The following is a 13,736-nucleotide window of genomic DNA, read 5'->3' as shown; positions in this document are numbered from 1 at the left end:
TTAAGGATGAACCGTTACTTCGCTTTTTACTGAATTGGAAATGAAACAATTTCTGTGCGCTTTTTCATGAAGTTCGGTTAAGGCTTCCTTATCGGGGATTCTTTCTCCTTCGAATGTTACCTTAGGGTAGAGATCGATTTTTGTGACGACCATCTTGCCTTCGGCGTTTTTTTCGAGGAGAGCGATCGCCTTATCTTCGTAAGCAGATACAATATAACGACTCTTCGCCGCCACCGCGAGAAAGGTGAGAAAATGACAACTGCAGACGGAGGAGGCTAACAGCTCTTCCGGATTGGCATATTCGGATTTTCCGAAAGTTTCCGTTGTAGAAGAACCGCTTAATTTTTGTCCACCCGCATATTCAATCGTATGAGTTCGATCGTAAGAATCATATTTGAATTCTTCGGGACCTTTTTTCCAATGTAAGCCAATTGTGTGTTCAGACATGCTCAAACCTTCTTATTTATAAAAAAACAACAAAAACTAACTTCAATTCAAGGATAATTTTTTTCCCAAAAATCCCATTTCATTCTTTGATTTTCAATTCAGGATGGAGAATCAGGAACTCATTTTTTCGATTCGAGTCCTTCAAGTAATCTGAGAAATGAAAATATTAGCAAAGTTAAGAATACCTAAAAGTGTCGGCTTCGAAATGCAATTTCTTTAATTCAAGAAAGAACAAGGTCATTGTTATAAATTATAAATTGCAGTTTTTAGAAAAACCATTGATTTTTCAAAGTAAATGCTCGTCATTAGTAACATGTCCTCGAAGCAAGAATCGAAAAGAAAAACAGACGAAGAAATCATTGCATCCGGTCCGGCGTACATCAATTGGATTCGCCTCGGTCTCATTTTACTCTATTATTCCTCAATCGCGATCGGTTGGAAGAGAACCAATGCAGTTCAGAATACGTTGTATCTGGTCGGAACTACGGCCATGTTGTTCTACTTTCTCTACAGTTTTTTTAAAATTAGAACGACCGGAAGTATTTCTCATCTCTTGAGTAGAATCTTCGTAGTTGCTGACGTTTTAGTTTTGTTTCTTGTGATGGTTGGCGCCGCGATGGATGTTCCTGAATTTACTACGGGGATGGTAAAGAGCCCGGTTCTTTATGGAATCAGTTATCTTTATATAATTTCTTCCGGTCTTCTTTTGGCGCCGAATTTTATTTTATTAATCGGGGCCTTATCCGTACTTTCGAATATAATTGTCGTTTCGACGGCAATCCAATACGGATTAATTTTAACAGAAGATATCAAACTCGCAAATTCATTGGGATATGCGTCGGTTTCGGAACAAGTCACGAAAATTCTTTTTATAATGGCGTGCGCTTTAATTATAAGAACTCTCGTAAAACTTTTTATTAGCTTAAGAGGAAACTCGGAATACAGACAAAGAGAATTAGAAGAATCTCATAAGATGATCGCGGAGAGAAGCAATAAGATGCGAGAATCCGCGATGTATCTCAAGGATTCATCTAAGAATCTAAAAGAATTCATGTCCGATTTTTCTCTTCTCGTTTCGACACACGCTTCCTCTTTTGAAGAGATCAGTTCGACGATGGAAGAATTTCAGTCACAAACGGAAAGCTCCGCGGATAACGTAAAAAATCAGTTTAGCAATATTGAAAGTTTAATCGATCACAGTTCCAATTTAAAATCCATCATCGAAAGAATTTCACAGTTCAATCAAACGTTGGATCAGAGTTTGGAAAAGGTTCGAAAATCCGGATCGATGGTGACCGGATTTGTCGAGGAACTTTCTAAGTCCCTTTCTTCTTTAGGAGATTCTTTTAGAAGTGTCGGCGAAGTAAACCGGATCATGTCCGAGGTCGCGGATCGAACTAATTTACTTTCTCTCAACGCTTCGATCGAGGCCGCAAGAGCAGGCGAGGCCGGGAAAGGATTTGCGGTTGTAGCGCAAGAAGTTTCGAAACTCGCAGAGAGCAGCGCGGGAAATGCGGATTTGATTTCCAAGATCATCCGAGATTCTTCCAATCACGTTGTCACCGGTCAGAAGTCGGCGGAAACAACCGCGGGCCACGTCAAAGAACAGGATACTTTATTTCAGGACTTATTCGCACGGTTCGATGAGTTTTCGAAAATGTTCGAGGAGCAGAAAAGAATAAATTCTCTCTTCTTTTCGACGTTGGATCGTCTCCGGTCCTTGTCCTCCGAAATAGAACTTTCTTCTTCGGAACAAAAGTTAGGACTTCATGGAATTGTAGAGGCGATCTCGTCGCTCCAGTCTTCGATGGAATCCCTGATGGAAAAGAGCGAGAACCTTTCCGAGATCGTAAAAGAACTCGAAGTCCAAGCGGACACGCTTACAAAATCAGAAGGGCTTTGATCCTTCCCGACCCAAAGGTATTTTGGGAAGAATCACTTTGTTTGCAAAGAAGTGAATTCTTCTCAAATGTCTTTGATTTTTGTTTTTTAGAGAAACTCATTCGTGATCGGGAAAAGCAGCTTCCTTACTTTCTTAAATTCCTATGATACATAATTTTTAAAATCGATTCTAAGATTTTAAAATGAAAACCGCTTTCTTTCAAGAACCTGGAAGCGAGTACATTCCGTTTTGATTTTGTTTTTGGAAGGAGAAATATCTTTCTAAAAAAGAGAATTCGATTCTTACAAACGGGCTCTTTTGAAGAGAATACGTCTGTTTATTTCAGTTGTCATTCTACCCTTTTTCAAATGTTTAGTAAAAAGGAACACTCGAGGAAAGGGAAAATGGCAAATATTTATTACGACGCCGATTGTGATTTAAGTTCACTCAAAGGTAAAACCATTGCAGTGATCGGCTACGGAAGCCAGGGACACGCCCAGGCTCAAAACATGAAGGATTCCGGACTCAAAGTTATTATCGGTCTGAAAGAAGGATCCAAATCAGTACAGGACGCGAAAAACGCCGGTTTCGAAGTATATAGCGTCGCGGAAGCTTCTCAAAAAGCAGACATCATTCAAATTTTAGCGCCGGATACGATTCAGGCGGATCTTTACAAAAAAGACATCGAACCGAATCTGAAAAAAGGCGATGCGCTCGTTTTCTCTCACGGGTTTAACATTCATTACGATTTTATCCAACCTCCAAAAGATGTGGATGTTTACATGGTGGCTCCGAAAGGACCAGGTCACCTTGTAAGAAGAGTTTACACCGAAGGTGGCGGAGTTCCTTGTTTGATCGCAATCTATCAAGATTCTACGGGAGAAGCTAAGAAAAGAGCTCTCGCACACGCTGCCGGAGTAGGCGGGGGACGCGCTGGGATTTTAGAAACTTCTTTCCGCGAAGAAACCGAAACGGATCTTTTCGGAGAACAAGTCGTTCTCTGCGGAGGTCTTTCGAACTTGATCATGGCGGGATTTGAAACTTTGACGGAAGCGGGTTACGATCCTGAGATCGCATACTTTGAATGTCTTCACGAAGTAAAATTGATCACCGATTTGATCTACGAAGGCGGTCTCGCAAGAATGAGATTCTCCATTTCCGACACTGCGGAATACGGAGATTACGTCAGCGGTCCTCGAGTGATCGACGCAGGCGTAAAACAAAGAATGAAAGAAGTTCTTAACGATATTCAAAAAGATAAGGGCGCAAAATTTGCAAACAACTGGATGGCCGAAACAAAAGCAGGTTATCCAAACTTTAAGAATATGAGAGAAAAAAATGCGGCTCACCCGATCGAATCGGTCGGTAAAAAATTGAGAAGTATGATGAAATGGTTATCTAAATAATCATTTTTAGCTCAGCTCTTTAGTAATGGAACCCGGTAAGAGAAATCTTTCCGGGTTTTTTATTTTAGAAGAATCAAAATAGAATTCTCTGGAACAAACGGACTTGTCTTTTCAATCTGGTTCAATCCGGATCATTACTTAGAATTTCCATGCCTTACGGATCCAATTTAGGATTCTATCAATCTCAGAATTCTTTCTGAACCCATAAGTCATGCAGTACAAACTGAGATATTCCACTTTTTGTAACGAATGCTCTTTCTATTTATGAAGTTTTCAGAAATCGAATTCTTTTTGAGTCATCCGTTTTATCAAATTGTCGACTCTTCTAAATTTATAAGCATTCCGTTTCAAATACTGCATTGGTTTTATTCCTCTTTGTTGTCTGTATGTTCGATAGCATACAAATAAAGATTCCATTCCTGCTCGTATTCGTTTGTTTTATAGGACGATCAATTGATCTTTCTCTTCGATTCGAAAAATAAAAATCATTTCTGAATTTATGGCTTTGTTTCGTTATTTAGATGAAAACTGTTATCAGTTAAGGCAAAGTTAAAATCACAATCGTTTTAAATTATTAGTATATAATGTTTCTTTAATTCATGACGTAAGCTTTTTGAAATGATATTAAAAATAAACGTCTTTAAAACGTGTTTGACTTCGCTTATTAAATTTCCAAGCTTTACCCGTAGTAAAAGGGATCTGTGCAATATGGTTTTCTTTTTGATAAAACAATCGAGTTGAATAAAAATAGGAGTATCTGAATGTTTCAAAATTTTATTAAAGCGGGGATCGTATTCGCTGTGATCTTCTCAACACAGGGCGTGAGCGCAAAGTCATACGCCTTTGGTAGTCTTGGGATGCAGTTTGATTTGGGCCAGTTAGGTGGAACGATCGAGAAAGATGGTTTGGACGCGGCGAACTATTATCCCGTTACGGCAACCGACGGTTCACCCGGCGTTGCGACTCGAAGAGCAGTGATCCCTGAAAATCGTCTCCAAACACTGGAAAATACTACGGCAGGGATGATCAACGTAAAACATAGTGGGGCGATGTCCGGTCTTGTTTTTTCGGCAGGTTATGAACGCGATCTCGGAAAAAATTTCTTTATTAGAATCGCGGCTAACTATACAAGAAAGGTAATGGGCGGAGATACGGAAGCAAAAGCTCTTGGATTCAAATTCTATGATATAGTTTGGGATTACAATGCGGTTCAGATTCCCGTAAACTTTGGAATCAAAGCCTCCGTTTCCGAAGATACTTCCGTTTATATAGGCGGCGGCTTTCACTATTTCAAAGGTGGATGGAGTTTATCGGGTTCAAACAATTCTGGAACACTACATGACGGATTGGTGATGCTCGGCGCGCCTTCTACGATTGCAAATTTGGTGGCCGATGGAACCTCTCCTTCCGCAGTATGGGAAGACGTACGTTTCAGCGTTGGCGGATTTGCTCCCAACTGGTTGGTCGGTGCACAGACAAGAGTTACAGAAAAAGGTTATGTTTTTATGGAAGCAGAAACTCTTTATTCTGAAAAATTAGGAACCGGTCACACACAATCCGCAGGTGGACTTGTGAGTTTGGCTCCGTCTCCTTCCTATCCGATTGTATTGGGTGGAACTCAATATCGTGTCGGATACAAACACGAACTCTAATCTTCTTTTCAATTTTGGGAACAGGTCCTTTTTCAAAAGGACCGTTTCCTCATCTCTTAGGCATTTTCCATTTCCAATGCGTAACCGATTCTAACAGTTGATTTTGTCTATTGTTAGGAAATAAATTCAACTGAACTCATTCGTAAAAAAGAGAATAAAACGAGTATCAAATAATATTCCCTTTTTTATAAACGCGGACATAAAAAGTTACATCCATAAAAAATCTTTCCCGGTTTCTTAGAATTTCAAAAAATTTAGTCTCTTTTTGAAATGGAAAATTCTTTCCTAAATTCTTAAGAAAGAATTCTTTCCGTAAAAAAATAATGACAAAAGGATTTCTTTTGTTACCCTGATTCCATTCTCAATCATCCCAGGAGGCCAGGTTTGAAATCCAAGCTATCGGCAATCAGCGTCTGTTTGATTTTATTTTTTGCAACGGATGCATTTGCACAAAAAAGATACGGGCTCATTTTCGGTTCGAACTATACCGGAAATAAAGCAGGAATTCCGGAACTCAATCTTTGCGAAGCAGATGCAAAGTATTTGAACGATGAAATTCGAAGAGTCGGAAATTTCGACGAGGTAAAAATTATCCTCGGTAAAGACGTAACAAAGGATAATATTGAAAAAGAGATCAAAGCCTTAGGAAAAAAAGCGGGCGATGATGACACCGTTCTTCTTTATTTCTCAGGTCATGGTGCCTTTCAAAGAGACGCGTCCGCAAAAAACGGAATGAGAAACTTGATCATCTGTTATGATCGGCCTCACCTCCAGGACGATGAGTTAAACAAATACTTAGAAAAAGTAAAATCTCCTAAAACGGTATTTATCTTTGACTGTTGTTTTTCAGGCGGTATCGCTAAGAAAGGGAAGGCAACCAGAGGTTCGGCCGATGTTCCGATTCCTGACGGAAGCAACGGAACTGTAAAACAAGATTCCGAAGACTTTTTCTTTCAAGACAAAGCGATCATTTCTTCGGCGGACGATAACCAAACTGCGATCGAAGTCGGTGGAAGTATCAACCACGGTATTTTTACTTATAACTTCGGTAGAGCTCTGAGTACCGCCGACTTAAACAAAGATAACGTTGTTACCGCTTTAGAAGCCTTCTTCAAATCCAAAGATGAAACGGTTCAGATGGCGAAGAAGTTTCAGCACGAGCAGGTTCCGCAAATTTCAGGAAACGCGTCGGGAATTTTTCTTTCCGGTAAAAAGAATCCGGAACCTCCGAAGCCGGTCGATCCTCCAAAACCTCCGCCTCCATCTGTGGAACCGGATACCGATCCTGTGAAACCTGATCCAGTTCAACCAGTAGTAACTCCGCAAGAACCTCCCGTGGTTCCTACAAATGAAAGAGGGGATCTGGTTTTGAAAACGACGATCATTCAAGATCGTGCTTACGGACTTTCCGATCTTCCTCCGGATGTTTTGATCTTTGCGAAGAAGAAAAGAAAAGGAAATCGTAACGTAAAAGTCTTTATCGACGATCAAGAATTTACTTCTTCAGTTTCCGCTTCTCCATCTAATTTTTGGGGTGCGGTAAAAAGACAGGGGCAGCTGATTCCGGGAAATATTTATACGATCAATTTGAGCAAGGTGCCTGCCGGTGTTCATAAGATTACGATCAAGGCGGATGATTATCCCGAGATCCAAGAGACTTTTGCCGTTCTTCCAAATAAGAAGAACGAACTTGCGATCAACGCTTCGATGAGCGGTTTTGGAGCGATTCAGGGAAAGGTTTTTTACAAGACCTTGGACAACCCTGTGATCAATCAGCCGATTTTTATGCCGACGATCTCCAGCGTTACCGGGATTCAAAAATTGAATACGGACAGCGAAGGAAATTTTTGGTTCACAAATCTCAAGCCTGGCGATTACGAAATCAAGGCTTCTTTTGCAGAGGATCTGAATCTCAACAATTCGATGATCAGTGTAAGAGAAGGCGATGTTACAAAGGTGGATGTAATTCTCAATGTGAAGATGCCTTCTACCAAAACGAAATACTAAACAAGTATTTCGTACCAAAGAAAAAGCCTGCTAATTTAGCAGGCTTTTTTGTTTTAAAGGATCTTCGAAAGAATTTCAGATCCGATTTCTAAAACTCCGACTTTCGTTGGTCGTAAAATCCGTCTTTGTATTTCTACCGACAAAGTTTTCGCAGCAAAAATCACTTGAAATCGGACTTCAAGTCCGTTCGAGATAAAATTGAGCGGGATTATTTTTCCTGTTCAGTCTTTTAGAAAATTCTTCCACTCGCTGGATTGAAATCTACGCTTACGGATTTCTTTTAACTTTTCCATTTGGGCGGAATTGAGTAAGGCGCCGGCTTTTAACCCGGATTGAGGGAGAATTGTGTTGTTTACGAGATTTGCGGTGGTTTTGCCGATTGAGAGAAAGGAACTTTTCAGTTCGGGATCCATTTCTGGGTAAAACATTTTGCGCCTCCATGCGACTTTCTGGTTTGGTTCGAGTTTTATGTATTAGGAGCTTGCCTCGTTCTCATCCTTGAGAAAGCAATTGACTCCCTAAACTACATATCGCTGAAATTGGAAAATACTTGAGTATTTTTTTTCTTGTACGATTTTTCCCAAAACGGTAAAATTGCAAAAAAATGCAGATTCGGTTGATCAACAACACTGGTAAAAGAACAGGAAGATTCGTCGCCTACGAATACGGCACGGATCTGTTCGGATACGTATATGTGGATAAGATCAAAGGAAAGGAACGGGGAAAACTCGTCTCTCGTTGGGTAATGCCAGACCTCGGATCTTTGGTTCGTTTGTTGGATTTTGAGATTTATAAACGAGAAAACGAACACTATGAAAATATCAACTCTCTTACAGGATGACTTCTTCCTCTAAGATCGTATTGCTCGAGCGTAGGAGCGGAAAATTAAAACGACTTCACGACCGGGTTTCCAGCCTTCTCTCAAAACTTTCCTTATTTCGACTTCTCTTTTTCTCGGCCTTCGTTCTTTGGGTTTCCGTTCTTTATTATCTTAGAACAGAATCGATATTCTATCTTCCTTCCTTGCTGATTCTTTTTATATTTTTCTTTTTTGTAAGAAGATATAAGAAAACTCTTTCTTCCAGAGAACGGATTCGTCTCTGGCAATTCGTTTTAGAAAGAGAAGTCGCGAGAATCAAGATCAAGGGTTTTGGAAAAAAATACGGAACTCGTGTTTCCTTAGAAAGTATTTCTCCTCTTGCCAGGGATTTGGATCTTTTTCGTGAAACCGGTTTGTTTTCTTGGTTGGATACGACGTTTACTACGAATTCGGAACAAAAGCTAATCTCCTTGCTGGACCCGAATGAATCACCTTCCGATTTTCAAAGGGAGAATGTTTTACAGAGACAATCGATCGTAAAATCGATATCCGAAAAAACATTAGCAATTCCTAAAATACTTAGATTGGCGTCTTATCTCGGGGAGAATCAGGATTCTTCCGAAACGTTTGTAAAAACCAGCCCGAAACTCATTCAATCCGATTTATCGTCAAATCTTTGGAAGAAATATCCTTGGCTCTCGAAAATTTATAAACCGGTTACAATTCTGGTTCTCACTTTAATTCCTGCGAATATTCTTTTAGGAGTTCCTTTTCCCGCTTCGGTTTTATTCTTAAATTTGATTTTATTCGGACTCTATCGATCGCTTTCTTTAGAAGTCTTTCAACAATACTACTCGCTTTCCGGAAGTATCATCGGTCTTCAGAAAATTCTAATCTATCTAAAAGGATTGAGAATTCAGGATCGAAATGGTAGATTTCTTTTGCAAGAAATCTCTAAAGAAGAATTAAAATCCGCATACGAGGATCTGGACCGGATTCTAAAACGTGTGGCGTTGACCGAGGCGCCCCTTCTTCATCTGATTCTTAATAATTTATTTTTATACGATCTTTGGATTTTGCAGAGAATCTCGAAGTGGCGGAACAAACATTCCATTCTTTTAGAAAGGTCTATGGAGGATTTGATCGTATTCGATTCCCTCGTTCCTTTTGCAAATCTCAAATGGATGTTTCCGGATTATTGTTTTCCAAACATTCTTCCGGAAGATTCTCCAGCTTCGATTACCGGCAAAAATATTCATCATCCGCTGATTCCTTTCGAATCCAAGGTGTCTAACGTTCTTGATTCGGTAAAAGAAAAGGATGTAGTCTTGATCACCGGGTCCAACATGTCCGGTAAGACAACTTATCTTCGTACGATCGGTGTCGCTTCCATTCTTTCTCTAGCGGGAGGTCCCGCGCCCGCTTCGGAGTTTACTCTTCCCGTTTTGAATATTCATACGAGTATGAGGAACGAAGATAATTTAGAGGAGGGGATTTCTTTCTTTTATGCGGAAGTGAGACGACTTTCGGAAATCGTTCGCAAGATTAAGAATCCAACTCGGCCTCATCTTGTTCTTCTTGATGAAATTTTAAAAGGAACAAATACGCGTGAACGTTCTCTTGCTTGTAAAGGAATTTTAAAAGAATTAAAAAAGAATCGAGTGATGGGCCTCGTAACCAGTCACGATTTGGAATTAGCCAAAGTGGAAGGTGTGATTTTAAAACACTTTCAGGAAGAAATTGTGGATGGAACGATGCATTTCGATTACAAAATTCGAGACGGACTTGTGGAAACGAGCAATGCTCTCAGAATTTTGATTCAAGAAGGAATGGATCTCGATTTCACTTAAAAACTGCAACAGTCAAATTCGACACAATTTTTTTTTGGAATTTTTCTACTTCGCCCGTTTTCGAAATTCTTTCTCTACAACCGATTTTTTTTTTTCGACTTCAATCTCTGGTCGGAACTCCGAAATGTTTTTTCTATATTTCTAAGCTACACTCAAGAATCGTTGGACTCTTTGTCCTTGTAGCGAAGTTCGATGCAAAAGAACAAAGATAAGAGGACGTTATGATTCCTTTCTCAAAAGAAAAATACTCGCTAAGATGGACAAAGCTCCTAAGCAGGAAATGAGAGTGGGGACCGGAAAAAAATAAAGAAAGCCGGTGATCGAAAAACAAAATACACAAAAGAAGATCGGAATCAGAAGTTTTAATACCGTTTTCGGATTGGACTCTACAAGATTTGATAGTAACCAAAGCAAAGTCGCCAAAAAGAGTAGGGTGACGCTTAGGTTTAAACTCATCCCGGAATAGAATTGATCGTATGTTTTATCAACCCCTTCCATAGGAATCTTAGTCATTTGCATAGCGGTAATCGTGTTGATTGCACGAATGTCGGCGGTATTGTAACGTGTAAAATGTCCGATGGAATGACCTAAGACAAAGATCAACATAAGAATAGATGCAATTCGGATTAATATTTTTGGCTTCATAACGTTTCCTGAATGTAATTATTTTTTCTTTTCTTCTTTGGATGAGAAGAGGCCTTTAAATCCTTCCCAGGCGTCGCGGACATATTCCGATACGACCGATCCGGCGATTCCTCCCCCGTAAGGTACTCCTAAAGGGGTGAAAAATGGGGCGAGAATCGTACTTCCCGCAAAGACAGAACCCAACCAGATCGGATCTACATAAGGAATGGATTGTTTAAAAATACCTTTATAGATAATCGGAATTTTTAGCGCCCTTCCGACAATGTTTCCGCCCAAACGTAAATTGATTAAAACGTCTACGTTCTTTTCAAAACTAATACTTCCTCTTCCATCGGCTTCGAGTCCGTTGCCTTGCAGTTTTAGATTCTGAAAATAGAATCGATTGTTATCGATTTTAAAATCGGATTTTAAAGAAGAAAATTCGACCTTACGACCGTCAATTCCGCTAAAGGATATGATTTTTCCGAGTGTATTCAAAACCGGAACCATGAAGTTTGCGTAACCCAAAAGTTCTCCATTTAAAACTTGTAGACTTCCGGATCCTTCCATATTTCTAAAAAAATCCCCCGAGAAATCCGTAGATCGACTTCCGACTTCAGTCACAAAGCTAAATTTGCTAAATAGATTTCCATTGATGATTCTATCGCTCACATAAGGCATCAGAATTCGATCCAAAAGAACACGATAGACTTCGCCTTGTACTTCAAATTGGGATTTAAACGGATTAATTTTAGATTTTCCTAATATTTCTCCGTTGTAAATGTATGCGTGGAAACTCGTAACAGTAACCCAAGGGTAGTTGTATTTTACGTCCGCCTTTAAGACTGGAAATCTATGTTTTAAGGCATAAACGTTTCTAAGATCTGCGGTGAAATAAAAAACTCCGTCCGGTCTTTTAGGATCGTCGAAGGCCGTAGTAAATTCGAAAAGTTTTGCTAAACGGAAAACGCTATGATAGTCCAGATAGTTGGCCGTGATCTGAAAAGAGGCGTTTGTTTTTTGATTCCATAGAACTGAACCTTTGGCGGTTCCTTCCGCAACCCCGGGCCAGGTCATGGATATATAAGGAAATTCTAATTTTTTAATGGGGAGGTCCAATTTTACGCCGAGGTTTAATTTTATATCTCCGAACGGAGTCCCACCTTTATAGGCGAAGTTTTTCGCTTGAGCGGTAACGTTAAAATTGATCGTTTCATAAACGGATTTTTTGATCTGGACGGTTCCGTTAAAAACGGTTTTTGAAAAGTCGGCTTTTGGGAAAATAAAAAATAAATCTCGAAAGATGGATAAGGAACAGTTATCAAAAATGATCGTAGTTTGGAATTGGAGTTTTTCCAGAGTGGTCGGAAATTCGTCCAAACCTGCGCTGCCGTAAATTTGAAAACTCTGTCCGTCCAATTTTCCGATCAAGGATAGATCTAAAGTATCTCCGTAAAAGGATATTTCGAAAGAAGATTTCCAAAGATAAATTCCATAGGTTCGAGTGTGAGTATCGTCTTGGTAATTGACGTAAAAATTTTCAATGTGAATGTTTTTGAGCCCTATCTTCAGTATTTCTTTCGGATTGATAGGAGCAGTATTTTTTACAGACGTCGGATCAAAGATCCGGATCGTATTGGTTTTGTGAGAATGTTCTGAATCTTCTTTTCCATTTTGTAAAAACTCAATCAAATCGATCGAGCCGTCTTTGGATTTATGAAGATTTATGTTTCCGCCGGAAATATAAACGTCTCGAATTTCAACTTTTTGTCCTAACAAACCGAACCAAGAGATATCAACTTTGATCTGATCGCTAATGCCGACGATCAAGTCTCCCTTTCTTATGACGACGGAATTTAGTTCGATGCCAGGAAAAGGAAAGATTACAAGATCCGATTGATCGACTTGAATTTCTAGGCCCGTTGATTTTTCAATTTCAGTAAGAATAAAATCCTTATAAAAATCCTGGCGAGAAAGAATGGGAAGAATTGTAAAAAGAGCGAGAAATAGAATTTGAAAAAGAAGAATCGCGAGAAATTTGATTCGATTGCTATAAAAGAAATCTTTAACGCGATGAATGAATTTCATTTTTCCCGTTCCAAAGGAAAGTGACACAATACTTTTTGATCGGCTTCTTTATTTTTCCAACTCGGGAATTCGGATTTGCAGATTTCCTGTACGATCGGGCAACGAGTGTGAAAATGACAACCGGATGGTTTGTTGACCGTGCTCGGTATTTCTCCTTTGAGAGGAGTTCTTACTTTTTTCCTATCGTAAACGTCGAATGTGGATTGAAAAAGCGCCTTTGTATAAGGATGCGCCGGAGATGAAATGATGTCCTTCGTCTTGCCGATTTCCACTATTTTTCCCAGATACATAACAGCAATTCGGTCCGAGATAGATTTTACCACACCCAGATCGTGAGAGATAAACAAATATGAGAGCCCGAACTCGTTTTTTAATTCGACAAGGAGTTTTAAAACTTGAGTTCCCGTGGAAACGTCCAGAGCGGAAACGGATTCGTCGCAGATAAGAAATTTCGGTTTTAAAATCAGGGCTCTTGCAATCGCGATTCTTTGTCTTTGCCCTCCAGAGAATTCGTGAGGAAAACGAGTTAAGATATCCGAAGACAAATTGACTCGTTCTAAAATTTCTTTGATCTTATTTACAGCTTCTTCTTCCGTAAGTTTTTCGTGGATCTCCAATCCTTCCTTTAAGATTTCCGAAATCGTCATACGAGGGTTTAGGGAAGAATACGGATCTTGAAAGATGATCTGAATATTCTTTCTATAAGGAAAAAATTCCGAGGAAGAGAGAGAAGTGATCTCTTGATCTTCGAAATAGATCTTGCCGGATTCGGGTTGTAAAAGTTTTACAAGTCCTCTACCTAAAGTGGATTTTCCACAGCCGGATTCGCCGACGAGACCGAGGATTTCATTTTTTTCGATTTCTAAATTGATTCCGTCTACGGCTGCGATTCGATTCTTCTTAAACCCGAATCCAGACTTGGAATAAAAGCTGATTGTTAGATCTTGAATACGAATCATG

General features: G+C 39.6%; 11 protein-coding genes. 6 read left to right on the top strand and 5 right to left on the bottom strand.

Going from position 1 to position 13,736, the window contains the following annotated elements; all coding sequences use genetic code 11:
• Nucleotides 1-447, bottom strand: a complete 447-nt coding sequence (locus A0128_RS18805; RefSeq protein ID WP_069608913.1) for an OsmC family protein — start codon at nucleotides 445-447, stop codon at nucleotides 1-3.
• A 313-nt stretch (nucleotides 448-760) separates the two neighbouring features.
• Between A0128_RS18805 and A0128_RS18800 the strand changes: the two genes are divergently transcribed.
• From A0128_RS18800 to A0128_RS18785, 4 genes are all read left to right on the top strand, one after another.
• A complete protein-coding gene (locus tag A0128_RS18800; protein ID WP_069608912.1) occupies nucleotides 761-2,350 on the top strand; it encodes a methyl-accepting chemotaxis protein in 1,590 nt (529 codons plus the stop codon).
• Between the two features lie 383 nt (nucleotides 2,351-2,733).
• The gene (gene ilvC / locus A0128_RS18795; RefSeq protein ID WP_069608911.1) at nucleotides 2,734-3,735 is read left to right on the top strand and encodes a ketol-acid reductoisomerase; all 1,002 of its coding nucleotides are present in this window, start codon (nucleotides 2,734-2,736) and stop codon (nucleotides 3,733-3,735) included.
• Nucleotides 3,736-4,496: 761 nt separating this feature from the next.
• Complete coding sequence (locus A0128_RS18790; RefSeq protein ID WP_069608910.1) at nucleotides 4,497-5,387, top strand: porin OmpL1; 891 nt, start codon at nucleotides 4,497-4,499, stop codon at nucleotides 5,385-5,387.
• A 384-nt stretch (nucleotides 5,388-5,771) separates the two neighbouring features.
• Nucleotides 5,772-7,394 (top strand): caspase family protein, encoded by a 1,623-nt coding sequence (locus A0128_RS18785; RefSeq protein ID WP_069608909.1) that lies wholly within the window; start codon nucleotides 5,772-5,774, stop codon nucleotides 7,392-7,394.
• Nucleotides 7,395-7,615: 221 nt separating this feature from the next.
• On the opposite strand, the gene A0128_RS18780 is transcribed toward A0128_RS18785, so the two are convergent.
• Nucleotides 7,616-7,822 (bottom strand): hypothetical protein, encoded by a 207-nt coding sequence (locus A0128_RS18780; protein ID WP_069608908.1) that lies wholly within the window; start codon nucleotides 7,820-7,822, stop codon nucleotides 7,616-7,618.
• Nucleotides 7,823-7,998: 176 nt separating this feature from the next.
• Between A0128_RS18780 and A0128_RS18775 the strand changes: the two genes are divergently transcribed.
• Both A0128_RS18775 and A0128_RS18770 read left to right on the top strand, forming a co-directional pair.
• Nucleotides 7,999-8,235, top strand: a complete 237-nt coding sequence (locus A0128_RS18775; RefSeq protein WP_010573237.1) for a hypothetical protein — start codon at nucleotides 7,999-8,001, stop codon at nucleotides 8,233-8,235.
• Nucleotides 8,232-10,064, top strand: a complete 1,833-nt coding sequence (locus A0128_RS18770) for a MutS family DNA mismatch repair protein (RefSeq protein ID WP_069608907.1) — start codon at nucleotides 8,232-8,234, stop codon at nucleotides 10,062-10,064. The genes A0128_RS18775 and A0128_RS18770 overlap by 4 nt, the downstream gene beginning before the upstream one ends.
• Nucleotides 10,065-10,283: 219 nt before the next feature.
• Here the strand turns inward: A0128_RS18770 and A0128_RS18765 are convergent, their stop codons facing one another.
• The 3 genes from A0128_RS18765 to A0128_RS18755 are packed head-to-tail and all read right to left on the bottom strand — an operon-like array spanning nucleotide 10,284 to nucleotide 13,735.
• Complete coding sequence (locus A0128_RS18765; RefSeq protein ID WP_069608906.1) at nucleotides 10,284-10,709, bottom strand: LIC_13387 family protein; 426 nt, start codon at nucleotides 10,707-10,709, stop codon at nucleotides 10,284-10,286.
• Between the two features lie 18 nt (nucleotides 10,710-10,727).
• Nucleotides 10,728-12,776: an AsmA family protein gene (locus tag A0128_RS18760; RefSeq protein ID WP_069609407.1), complete on the bottom strand. Its 2,049-nt coding sequence runs from the start codon at nucleotides 12,774-12,776 to the stop codon at nucleotides 10,728-10,730.
• A complete protein-coding gene (locus A0128_RS18755; RefSeq protein ID WP_069608905.1) occupies nucleotides 12,773-13,735 on the bottom strand; it encodes an ABC transporter ATP-binding protein in 963 nt (320 codons plus the stop codon). The genes A0128_RS18760 and A0128_RS18755 overlap by 4 nt, the downstream gene beginning before the upstream one ends.
• Between the last annotated feature and the right edge of the window lies 1 nt (nucleotide 13,736).

This window comes from Leptospira tipperaryensis (assembly GCF_001729245.1).
Lineage (GTDB): Bacteria > Spirochaetota > Leptospiria > Leptospirales > Leptospiraceae > Leptospira > Leptospira tipperaryensis.
The sequence above is the reverse complement of the archived record's forward strand: the minus strand, read 5'-3'. Positions and strand labels throughout refer to the sequence as shown.